Origin of the sequence: Pseudomonas sp. OA65, assembly GCF_017498305.1 — a bacterium.
GTDB classification, from domain to species: Bacteria; Pseudomonadota; Gammaproteobacteria; order Pseudomonadales; family Pseudomonadaceae; genus Aquipseudomonas; species Aquipseudomonas zanjanensis.
This window is the reverse complement of sequence record NZ_JAGDEZ010000073.1, coordinates 1-13,029: the sequence shown is the minus strand read 5'-3', so window position 1 is coordinate 13,029 and position 13,029 is coordinate 1. Positions and strand designations below refer to the sequence as shown.

The following is a 13,029-nucleotide window of genomic DNA, read 5'->3' as shown; positions in this document are numbered from 1 at the left end:
ACGGCAGCGTCGGCTCGTCAATGTCGCCGAGCATGTCGCGGAAAAACTGTTCGTGGGCCTCACGACTCACCCCCAACCGGGCCTGGGCCACGTAGTTGCGGTACGGCACCGAGGCCGGCAAGCGTTGTGCCTGGCCCAGCATGTGCGCTTCGATCTCCGCCGACAGTGCCGCCAGCGACGTGGCGTCGTCCACCAAGTGATGGAACAGCAGCATGCCCACCCAACGCTGGTTCGCCGCATCTTGCGCATAAGCGACCCGCATCAGCGGTGCCTGGCGGATGTCCAGGCGATAGTGCCGGGGGTCGAAACACTCATGCAGCTGCGTGGCGATATCGCCGGCCACCGGGTCCAGCGTCACCGCCTCGACTGCCAGCCGGGCTTCACGCCAGACCACCTGCATGGGCTCGGCCAGGCCTTTCCAGAGCACACCCGTGCGCAGGATGTCATGGCGGGCGACAACGGATTGCAACGCCTGGGTGAAAGACTCCAGGCGTGTGAAGCTGTCGAACGCGAACATCATATATTGCAGATAGGGATCGCCTTTGGCCGCCGCGAGGTGATGGTAAAGAATTCCCTCCTGCAACGGCGCCAGTGCATAAATATCCTGCACGTTGGCCACGCCGCCCGGCACCTTCGAAACGATCCCATCGATTGCCCATTGGTCCAGCTCAGCCAATGGCAGCATGTCCGGGGTAATCCGCGTGCAGCCATCCGGGATGCCATTGGCCGGTACCACGACTTCCGAATACCCACCGACCGCAGCGGCCAGCGCCGCGAGCGTCGGCTGGCCGAACAGCACCCTCACGTCGGCGCTCAAACCGGCGTGACGCATGCGTTCGATCAGTTTCACCGCCAGCAGCGAGTGACCGCCCAGTTCGAAGAAGTTGTCGTGACGCCCGACTTGCTCAAGGTCCAGCAAGTCTTGCCAGATCGCGGCGATGACGGTCTCGGCCTCGCCTTGCGGGGCTTCGTATTCGCGAGTCGCCACCGATGACTGATCCGGTGCCGGCAGCGCCTTGCGGTCGAGCTTGCCGTTGGTGGTCAGCGGGAACACGTCAAGGACTACGAACGCGCCCGGTACCATGTACTCCGCCAGCGACCCCAGCAATTGAGCACGCAGGTCGGCAGCCGTTAGCGATGCACCTTCGGCAGCGATCACATAGGCCACCAGCCGCTTGTCGCCCGGTTCGTCCTCGCGAGCGATGACCACCGCCTCGCTGACGCCCTGGCAGGCCGCCAGGGTCGTTTCGATCTCGCCCAGTTCGATACGGAAACCGCGGATCTTCACCTGGTCGTCGTTGCGGCCCAGGTACTCGACGCTGCCGTCCGCCAACCAGCGGCCGAGGTCGCCGGTCCGGTACAGGCGCGCGCCTTCGCACCCGCTGAAGGTGTCGTCGATAAAGCGTTCCCGGGTCAATTCGGGACGGTTCAGGTAACCCCGCGCCACGCCCGCCCCGCCCACATACATCTCACCCACCACACCCACCGGCACCGGCTCGCGCCGGGCATCGAGCACGTACAGTTGCAGGTCGGGAATGCGCTTGCCGATCGGGCTGACACCGGCCAACTGCGCGTCGGCCGCTTCCAGGGGGCGATAGGTCACGTGCACCGTCGTTTCGGTGATGCCGTACATGTTCACCAGTTGCGTCCCGGCATTGGCTGCACGGGCGAACCAAGGCTTGAGCATCCCGGTTTCCAATGCTTCACCGCCAAAGATCACCTGGCGCAGGCTGTGGCGCAGATCGCTCTCGCCTTGCGCGGCAATCAATTGACGGAAAGCACTTGGCGTCTGGTTGAGGACAGTGACCCCGGCCTCGCACAACAGCGCATAGCACTCTTGCGGAGAACGGCTGACCAGTTGCGGCACCACCAGCAAGCGGCCGCCATGGGTCAACGCGCCCCAGATTTCCCAAACCGAGAAATCGAAGGCAAAGGAATGGAACAACGCCCAGACGTCTTGCGGACCAAAATCGAACCAGGGCTGGGTCGCCGAGAACAGCCGGGCGACGTTGCGGTGCTCGACCATCACGCCCTTGGGCAAGCCGGTCGAACCCGAGGTGTAGATCACGTAGGCCAACTGCGAGGACGTCAGGCCCGGCACTTGCGGGTTGACGGTGGACTGGCTGCGCAACGCCGGGCTATCGAGTTCGATCACCCGCACGGACTCTTCGGCCAGCAGCCCATGGGTGGCGGCATGCACCACGATGGCCACGGGGGAACTGTCCTCGAGCATGTAGACGATACGTTCCGCCGGAGAAGCCGGATCCAGCGGTACGTAGCCAGCGCCCGCCTTCAAGATGCCCAACAGGCCGACAATCATGTCCAGGCCACGTTCGACACAGATCGCCACCCGGTCATCCGGGTTAACGCCCAGCGACAGCAGGCGATGGGCGAGTTGGTTGGCCTGGGCGTTGAGTTCGCCGTAGGTCAGTGCCTGATCCTCGAACACCACTGCCACCGCGTCGGGTTGCGTCGCGACCTGGGCCTCGAACTGGCGATGGATCAGCGCGTCATGGGCATACGTCGCTTCTGGCGCATTCCAGGTTTCCAGCAGTTGCGTGCGTTCGGCCGGCGGCAGCACCGTGAGGTTGCGCACCGCCGTTTGCGGCGCATGTTCCAGGGTATCGACCAGGCTGTGCAGGGCCACCTGCACATAATCACAGATACGTTGCGCACCGATCCGGGACTCGACCTGCACCGTCAGGCTGAAGCCTTCACCCAGGTCATCGACGTTCAACGTCAGCGGATAGTTGGTGCGTTCCTCGCTGGACAATATTTGCATGCCGTTCCAGGCCGACAGGCCCTCATCGGTCACCTGCAATGAACTGTGGCGCAAATTCAGCAACGCGCTGAACAGCGGCGCTGGCGAGGCCACTTCACTGCAGCGTTGGGCCAAGGCGAGGGAAGCATGCTCATGCCCCAGCAGCCCGGTCAGGCGCAGGTGGGTGGTCTTCACCGCGTCCCGCACGCTTTGCCCATTCACCGGCACGCAGATCGGCAAGGTGTTGATGAACATGCCCAAGGCCCGGTCAGCACCCTCACCGCCCTGCATCCGCCCCATCAGCACCGTACCGAAGACCACGTTTTCCTGGCCCGAAGCCACTGCCAGGACCCTGGCCCAGGCCAGATGGATCAGGCTCGCGGCACCCACGCCCAGTCGGCGAGCCTGAGCCCGTAGACGCAGGCTCAGGTCCTCATCGACCGACGCCGAGACTTCCTCGATGCCACGCCCGTCGCCCTGGACCTGCGTCAAGCCGAATGGCAGCGTCGGCTCATCGACGTCGCCGAGCATCTCGCGGAAGAACCCTTCGTGCTCCTGCGCGCCGACACCCAGGCGCGCCTGGGCCACATAGTTGCGATACGGCACCGCGGCGCCCAACTGGTCGGCCTGCCCCAGCAAATAGGCCTGCATCTCGTGTCGCACCACCTCCAGCGCCGTGTGATCGAGCGCCATGTGGTGGAACAACAGGGTGGCCACCCAACGCTGGTTGACTGCATCTTGCGCAAAGCGGATACACATCAGCGGCGCCTGGCGGATATCCAGGCGATGATGCCGGGCGTCAAAGCGCGCCTGCAGTTGGCGAGCGATGTCACCGTCTTCGGGCCGCAGACTCACTTGCTCGATACCCAGCACGGCCTCACGCCAGACCACTTGCACCGGCTCCTCCAGTCCTTCCCAGGCCATCGACGTTCTCAGGATGTCGTGGCGGTCGATCACGCCTTGCAAGGCCTGGGTAAAATCATCGAGGCGCTCGCGACTGTCGAAAGCGAACTGCGTCTGCAGCACATAAGGATCGCCCTGTTCAGACGAGAGGTGATGGTAAAGGATGCCCTCCTGCAACGGTGCCAGCGGATAAATGTCCTGCACGTTGCGCACCCCACCCGGTACCGTCGACACGATCCGGTCGATGGTTTGCTGGTCCAGCGTGACCAATGGCAGCATGGCCGGGGTGATGTGTTCGCAGCACGAGGGAATCCGGTTCTGTGGAACACTTACCTCATGACCACCGCCGACGGCTGCCGCCAGCGCGGCCAGGGTGGGTTGACTGAACAACGCACGCACATCGGCACTCAATCCGGCCTGACGCATCCGCTCGATCAGCGTCACGGCCAACAGCGAATGCCCGCCCAGTTCGAAAAAGTGGTCATGACGCCCGACGCGTTCAACCTTGAGCAGCTCAGACCAGACTTGTGCCAGAGTGGTTTCGATTTCGCCTTGCGGCGCTTCGTAGCCACGGGTGATCAGCGCGTCGAGGTCTGGTGTCGGCAGGGCCTTGCGATCAAGTTTGCCGTTCGGTGTCAGGGGCAGTGCGTCGAGGCGAACATAGGCAACGGGTACCATGTAGGCCGGTAACTGCGCTTGAAGGTGCGTGCGCAGGGCTTCGATATCCAGCGCTTCAGGTGGCGAATTCTGGGTGAAATAGGCGACCAGGCGCTTGTCACCTGGCACGTCTTCACGGGCCAGGACCACGGATTCCTTGATGTTTGGCGCCTGGGCGAGCTTGGCTTCGATCTCGCCCAGCTCGATGCGGAAACCGCGGATCTTCACTTGGTCGTCGTTACGGCCCAGGTATTCGATGTTGCCGTCCGGCAGGTAGCGGCCCAGGTCGCCAGTGCGATACATGCGGGCGTTTGGAGCCGTGCTGAACGGGTCTTTCAGGAAACGCTCGGCCGTCAGGTCATCACGATTGAGATAACCGCGAGCGACCCCAGCGCCACCGATGTAGATTTCCCCCGGAACGCTCAATGGCACCGGTTGTTTGTGTTCATCCAGCAGATAGAACTGAGTGTTGGCCACCGGTTTGCCGATGTGTGCGGCAAAGCCGTCCTCACGAGCCATCGACACCCAACTCGAATAGGTCGTGGTTTCCGAAGGACCGTAGAGGTTGCACAGGCGCTTGACCTGGGTTTGCTCGAACAAGGCTTCCACCAGGCTGCGCTTCAAGGCTTCACCGGCGACGTTCACCGTGTCGACGCCCTCGCCCAGCCCTCCGGACTCCAACAAGGCCTTGAGGGCAGACGGCACGGTGTTGATCAGGGTGATGTCGTGTTCGCCCTGTTGCAGTTCCAGCACATTAGTGACCACGTCGATGCTGCCGCCAGACGTCAGCGGCGCGAAGCATTCGTAGACGGCCAGGTCGAAGTTCAGCGAAGTCGAGAACAGGGTTTTAGCCAAGGTCTGCGAATCGAACGAACGATGGGCCCAGGCCAGAAAGTTCACCGTGTTGCGGTGTTCGATCATCACGCCTTTAGGCAGGCCGGTCGAACCCGAGGTGTAGATGACATAGGCCAGGTGCGAGGACGTCAGCTCGGCGACCTCGGGATTCTGGACGGATTCGTCCTGCCACAAACCGCTGTCGAGATTGATCACGGCCATCGAGGCATCGCTCAACAGCCCAACCGTAGCATCCTGCGCCAAAACCGCTGCTGGTGCGCTGTCTTCGAGCATGTAGGCAATCCGATCCAGCGGGTACGCCGGATCCAGCGGCACATAACCGCCACCGGCCTTGAGAATCGCCAACAACCCAACAACCATATCGATGCCACGCTCGACACAGATCGCCACCCGCGAATCCGGCTCCACGCCCTGCTTGCGCAGGTGATGGGCCAAGCGGTTGGCCCGCTCGTTCAACTCGCGGTAGCTCAGGCGCTGCTCGCCACGGATCACCGCCACCGCATCCGGCGTACGCTGCACCTGCGCTTCGAACAACCCATGGATCGTCTGTTGCCGCGGGTAATCGGCCTCGGTGGCGTTGAACGCCACCAGCAGTTGTTCGCGCTCCGCTGCCGGCACAATCGACAACTCACGCAATGCCGAGTCAGGCGCCTGTTCCAACGCGTCCGCCAGACTTTCCAACGCCGTGTGCATATAGGCGCACACCCGTTGCGCGCTGACCTGTGATGTCACCAACACAGACAAGGTAAAACCTTCGCCCAAGTCATCGACGTTCAACGTCAGCGGGTAGTTGGTGCGCTCTTCGCCGCCAAGCCCCTCGATACCGGACCATGCGGCTTGATACTGCGCCGATGAATCGGCCACAACACTATGGCGGTAGTTCAACAGCCCACTGAATAGCGGCAGGGGAGCCTCCACGCCACTGCAGCGTTGCGCCAGCACCAGCGGAGCATGTTCATGCCCCAACAATGCGGTCAACCGTGCATGGGTTGTTTTCACTCCCGTGCGTACCGTTTGCTCACCCACATCAACGCGCAGAGGCAAGGTGTTGATGAACATCCCCAGTGCCCGATCGGCGCCATCACCACCTTGCATGCGGCCCATCAGTACCGTGCCGAACACCACGTCGTCCTTGCCGGACGCCTTACCCAGCACCTGCGCCCAGGCCAGGTGCACCAGGCTCGCGGCACTCACGCCGAGCTGACGCGCCAGGGCTCGCAGACGCAAGCTCAACGCCGCATCCAACGGTTGCGAGGCGTGTTCGATATCCCGTCCATCGCCCTGCACATCCTGCAAACCGAACGGCAGTGTTGGCTCATCCATGTCGCCAAGCATCTCGCGGAAAAACGCTTCGTGCGCCTGTTGGCCTGCTCCCAACCGGGCCTGGGCCACGTAGTTGCGATACGGCACCGCGGCACCCAATTGATCCGCCTCACCCAGCAGGTGTGCCTGCATTTCGTGCTGCACCACCTCCATGGCGGTGTGATCCAGCGCCATATGGTGAAACAACAGCACCGCCACCCAGCGCTGGTTGGACGCATCTTCGGCGAAGGCCAGCCGCATCATCGGCGCCTGAGTGATATCCAGGCGGTAATGCCGCGGGTCGAAACGGCTCTGCAACCAGGCGGCGACATCGCCTGCGGCGCCGTCAAGGGCGACCTCCTCCAGGTGCAGTTTCGCCTCACGCCACACCACTTGTATCGGCGAGTCGAAGCCTTGCCACACCACGCTGGTGCGCAGGATGTCATGCCGGTCGATGACGTGTTGCAAGGCGTCCACGAACGCCGTCAGCCGCTCTCGACTCTGCAACTCGAACGACGCCTGCAAGACATAGGGATCGCCCTGCCCGGCGACCAAGTGATGATAGAGAATACCTTCCTGCAATGGCGCCAGTGGATAGATGTCCTGCACGTTGCCAACACCGCCCGGTACCGTCGCCACGATCCGGTCAATCGCCTCCTGATCGAGATCCATCAATGGCAACATGGCCGGGGTGATCCGTGCGCAGCCCGCGACAATCAGGTTCGCCGGGACATGCACCTCGCAACCGCCGCCCACCGCCGCGGCCAGCGCCGCGAGAGTCGGCTGGCTGAACAGCACCCGCACATCGGCGCGCAAGCCGAGCTGACGCATCTTCTCGATCAGCTTGACCGCCAACAGCGAATGGCCGCCCAGTTCGAAGAAGTGATCGTGGCGACCGACCCGCTCCACATCGAGCAGCTCCGCCCACAGCAACGCCAGCGTCGTTTCGACTTCGCCTTGCGGGGCTTCATAGTCACGGGTAACGAGCGCATGCACATCCGGTGCAGGCAGTACCTTGCGATCCACTTTGCCGTTCGCGGTCAACGGCAGTACATCAAGGCGCACATAAGCCACCGGGACCATGTAGTCCGGCAACTGCGCTTGCAGATGCGCGCGCAGGGCCTGGATATCCGTAGCCTCGCTCGGCTCACGCAGCGTGAAGTATGCCACCAGGGTCTTCTCGCCCGGGACGTCTTCGCGCACCAGGATCACAGCATCCTTGACGTCGTCATGCTTGGCGAGCCTGGCTTCGATTTCGCCCGGCTCGATGCGGAAACCACGGATTTTCACCTGGTCGTCGTTACGCCCCAGGTACTCGACCGTACCCTCCGGCAACCAGCGCGCCAGGTCGCCGGTGCGGTACAGCAAGGCATCCGGATCGGCACTGAACGGATCGGCGACGAACTTCTCAACGGTCAGTTCGGGGCGGTTCAGATAACCTTTTGCGATGCCATCGCCACCGATGTACAACTCGCCCGCCACGCCGATGGGCACTGGCTGCTGGTATGCATCCAATATGTAGACCCGGGTGTTGCCGAGCGGCCGACCGATCGGGATGCTGCCCGCGCCCACGGTCTTGATTTCGTGGGTGGTGGAGAACGTCGTGGCTTCCGTCGGGCCGTAGCCATTGAGCAGATGAGCCGGCGCCCCTTCTTTCAGGACATGATCGATGACCGCCGGGTCGAGTACATCGCCACCTACGATCAGATAGCGCAATTCCCGGAAAACATCCGTCAGTCCCGAAGCGTATTGATGGAACAGACCGGCCGTCATCCACAACACGCTGACCGACTGCTCGGCCAATAGCGCGGCAAAACGTTCCTGGGACAGCAACACGTCCTGCTCGACCACCACCACGCAACCGCCGTTGAGCAACGGCGCCCAGACGTCAAGGGTACTGGCGTCGAAGGCCGGGTTGGAGGCGAAGGCGACCCGGTCCCGGGCGTTGAAGTCGGCATAACCGTTGTTGATCACCAACCGATTGATCGCCCGGTGCGGCACCAGCACGCCTTTGGGGGTACCGGTGGAGCCTGAGGTGTACATGATGTAGGCCGGCATTTCGCTCGACTGTAGCAGTTGCGGGTCATGGGCCGGCAGGCTGTCGAGAGCGACCCTGTCCAAGTCCACACGCCGAGTGCCAGGCTCCAGCGTTTTGCCACTGACGGTCAGTACCACGCCCGCGCCGCTGTCGCGCACCATAAACTGCTGACGTTCCGTGGGCGCGTTGATGTCCAGTGGCACATAGACCGCCGCGCACTTGAGGACAGCCAACTGGCTGACCAGCAGGTCAAGCGAACGCTCCAATAGAATCGCCACGTGCTGGCCCGGTTGTACGCCCAGTTCGATCAAATGATGAGCCAGGCGGTTCGCCCTGGCATTGAGTTCGCGGTAAGTCAGGCCTTGCGCGCCCTGTACCGCGGCCGTGGCATCTGGACGGGCGAGGACCTGCGCCTGGAACACGGCGTGAACGGTGCTATCGCGTGGATAGTCGCAAGTGGTCGTGTTGAAGCCAGTCAGCAGTTGCTGGCGCTCGGCTGACGGCAATATATCCAGACTGTACAGTGGTGATGCGTGGCTGGATTCCAATGCCGTGGCAAGGCTTTGCAGCGCCGCATTCATATAGCCGCAGACCCGCCCGGCGCCAACGCCGGCGACGGCAAGGACGGTCAGGGCGAAATCTTCACCCAAATCGTCTACCGACAGCGTCAGCGGGTAGTTGGTGCGCTCTTCGCTGCCCAGGGTCTCGATGCCCTGCCAAGCCGACAGGGCATCTTCCGCACCGGGCTGTTCGCTGGAGTGACGGTAGTTCAACAAGGCACTGAACAAGGGTGTGGGTGCACTGACCGCGCTGCAGCGCTGGGCCAATGCCAACGAGGCATGCTCATGCCCCAGCAAAGCGCTCAATCGCCCGTGGACCGCCTTCAAGCCGGCCTTGACGTCCCGGTCATCGACAGCGACGCGCAGCGGCAAGGTGTTGATGAACATGCCCAAGGCATGGTCGGCACCTTCGCCGCCCTGCATCCGGCCCATCAGCACCGTACCAAACACCAAATCGTTCTTACCCGAGACACGCCCCAACACCTGAGCCCAAGCCAAATGGTGCAAGCTGGCAGCGCCCACGCCCGACTGACGCGCCAGGCGACGCAGGCGACGGCTCAGACCGCTGTCGAGGACCAGCCTGGCTTCCTCGATATCAGAGCCATCACCCTGGACATCCTGCAAGCCGAACGGCAGCGTCGGCGCGTCGATGTCACCGAGCATTTCGCGGAAAAACGCCTCGTGCTCTTCACGGCTGACGCCCAGGCAGGCTTGGGCCACATAGTTGCGATACGGCACCGCCTCGCCCAACTGATCGGCCTGGCCCAGCAGGTTCGCCTGCATTTCGTTTCGCACCACTTCCAGCGCCGTGTGATCGAGGGCCATGTGGTGAAACAGCAACATCGCGACCCAGCGCTGGTTGGGTTTGTCCTCTGCAAATGCCAGACGGATCAGCGGCGCCTGGGTAATGTCCAGGGCATAGCGCCTGGCGTCGAAACGGCTATGTAGCTGCTGAATGATATCCCCGGCTTGCGGATCCAGGACGAGTTCCTCCAGCCCCAGCCGGGCTTCACGCCAGACCACTTGCAGAGGCGCGTCGAGGCCTTGCCACAGCATGGCGGTACGCAGGATGTCATGGCGGTCGATGACACCTTGCAGGGCCTGGACGAAATCGTCGAGACGCTGCCTGCCCTGCAGGGCAAACCGAGCCTGCAACACATAGGGATCGCCCTGTTCGGCTGAAAGGTGGTGATAGAGGATGCCTTCCTGCGACGGTGCCAGCGGATAGATATCCTGCACGTTGCGCACACCACCCGGTACCGTCAACACGATGCGGTCGATGGTTTCCTGGTCAAGGATAACCAGTGGCAGCATGTCGGGGGTGATCGTCGCGCAGTCGCGCGGGATCCGGTTGGCCGGCACGACGACTTCGCGCCCCCTGCCCACTGCTGCGGCCAACGCCGCGAGGGTGGGTTGGCCGAACAGTACGCGCACGTCGGCGCTCAGCCCGGCCTGGCGCATCCGCTCGATCAGGCTGACGGCCAGTAGGGAATGCCCGCCCAGTTCGAAGAAATGGTCGTGGCGACCGACTTGCTCCAAGCCCAGCAGGTCCTCCCAGATTTGCGCCAGGACGGTTTCGGTGTCGCCTTGTGGGGCTTCGTAGCCTCGGGAGATGACGGCATCGGGATCCGGCGCAGGCAGCGCCTTGCGATCGAGCTTGCCGTTCGGCGTCAGGGGCAATGCATCCAGGCGCACGTAGGCGGCGGGCACCATATACGCTGGCAACTGCGCTTGCAGGTGCGTGCGCAGGGTTTCGATGGCGACAGCTTCGTCCGGTGAGTGCTGGGTGAAATAGGCCACCAGGCGTTTGTCGCCCGGGACGTCTTCACGGGCCAGGACTACGGTTTCCTTGATGTTTGGCGCCTGGGCGAGCTTGGCTTCGATCTCCCCCAGTTCGATGCGGAAACCACGAATCTTGACCTGATCGTCGTTGCGGCCCAGGTATTCGATGTTGCCGTCCGGCAGGTACCGGCCCAGGTCGCCGGTGCGATACATGCGAGCGTTTGGAGCCAGGCTGAACGGGTCTTTCAGGAAACGCTCGGCCGTGAGGTCGTCACGATTGAGATAACCGCGAGCGACCCCGGCACCACCGATGTAGATCTCCCCCGGTACGCCCAATGGCACCGGTTGTTTATGTTCGTCCAGCAGGTAGAACTGAGTATTCGCCACCGGTTTGCCGATGTGGGCGGCAAAGCCATCTTCCCGGGCCATCGAGACCCAGCTTGAGTAGGTCGTGGTTTCCGAAGGGCCGTAGAGGTTGCACAGGCGCTTGACCTGGGTCTGCTCGAACAACGTCTCCACCAGGCTGCGCTTCAAGGCTTCACCGGCGACGTTCACCGTGTCGACGCCCTCGCCTACACCACCGGACTCCAGCAACGCCTTGAGCGCTGACGGCACGGTGTTGATCAGGGTGATGTCGTGTTCACCCTGTTGCAGTTCCAGCACATTAGTGACCACGTCGATGCTACCGCCGGAGGTCAGCGGCGCGAAGCATTCGTAGACGGCCAAGTCGAAGTTCAGCGAGGTCGAGAACAGGGTTTTCGACAACGTAGCGTCATCGAAGGAACGATGCGCCCAGGTCAAGAAATTTACCGTGTTGCGGTGTTCGATCATCACGCCTTTAGGCAGGCCGGTCGAACCCGAGGTGTAGATCACGTAGGCCAGGTGCGAGGACGTCAGCTCGGCGACCTCGGGATTCTGGACGGACTCGTCCTGCCACAGCCCGCTGTCCAGATCGACCACTGGCATCGATGCGCCTGCCAGCAATTCAAGGGTCGCCGTCTGCGCCAACACCGCTGCTGGCGCGCTGTCTTTCAACATGTAGGCAATCCGATCCAGCGGATACGCCGGGTCCAACGGCACATAACCACCGCCGGCCTTGAGGATCGCCAGCAAGCCAACAACCATGTCGATACCGCGCTCGACGCAGATCGCCACTCGCGAATCCGGTTGTACACCCTGCTTGCGCAGGTAATGGGCCAGGCGGTTGGCCCGCTCGTTCAACTCGTGATAAGTCAGGCGCTGCTCGCCGCGAATCACCGCCACCGCATCCGGCGTACGCTGCACCTGCGCCTCGAACAACCCATGAATCGTCTGTTCCAGCGGGTAATCCGACTGCGTGGCGTTGAACGCCACCAGTAGTTGCTCATACTCCGAAGCGGGCAGGATCGACAGCCGATGCAGCGGCGCCTCCGGCGTCTGCTCCAACATCTGGATCAGCCCCTCCAGCGTTCGCTGCACATAACCACAAAGGCGCTGGGCGCCGATCCGCGCCGGGGTCATGACGGTGAAGCTGAATGCTTCGCCCAGGTCATCCACCGACAATGTCAACGGGTAGTTGGTCCGCTCTTCGCCACCGAGCACCTGGATACCGTTCCAGGCCGACAATGCCTCGGTCGAGGTCGTCGAGCCAATGTGGCGATAGTTGAGCAAGGCACTGAACAACGGCGTCGGCGCCTCCACGCCACTGCAGCGTTGCGCCAGCACCAACGAGGCGTGCTCGTGGCCCAGCAACTCAGTCAGCCGTGCATGGGTTGCTTTCACAGCGGCATGAACACTGGTTTGTCCCAGGCTCACTCGCAACGGCAAGGTATTGATGAACATCCCCAGCGCACGGTCGGCCCCCTCGCCGCCCTGCATCCGGCCCATGAGCACCGTGCCGAACACCACGTCTTCGCGACCGGCTACCTGACCCAGCACCTGCGCCCAGACCAGGTGGTACAGGCTCGCCGCGCTCACACCGAGTTGACGCGCTTGGGCCCGCAACCGGCGACTCAGGTCCACCTCGACGTCCTGGCGGACCTCCTCGATGCCGCTACCATCGCCTTGCACATCCTGCAAGCCGAACGGCAGCGTCGGCTCGTCAATGTCGCCGAGCATGTCGCGGAAAAACTGTTCGTGGGCCTCACGACTCACCCCCAACCGGGCCTGGGCCACGTAGTTGCGGTACGGCA

At 62.9% G+C, this 13,029-nt stretch carries 1 protein-coding gene; it reads right to left on the bottom strand.

Translation table 11 applies throughout. From position 1 onward, the window contains the following. The coding region (locus J3361_RS28730) for a non-ribosomal peptide synthetase (protein ID WP_207967375.1) at positions 1-13,029 on the bottom strand (13,029 nt) is incomplete at both ends.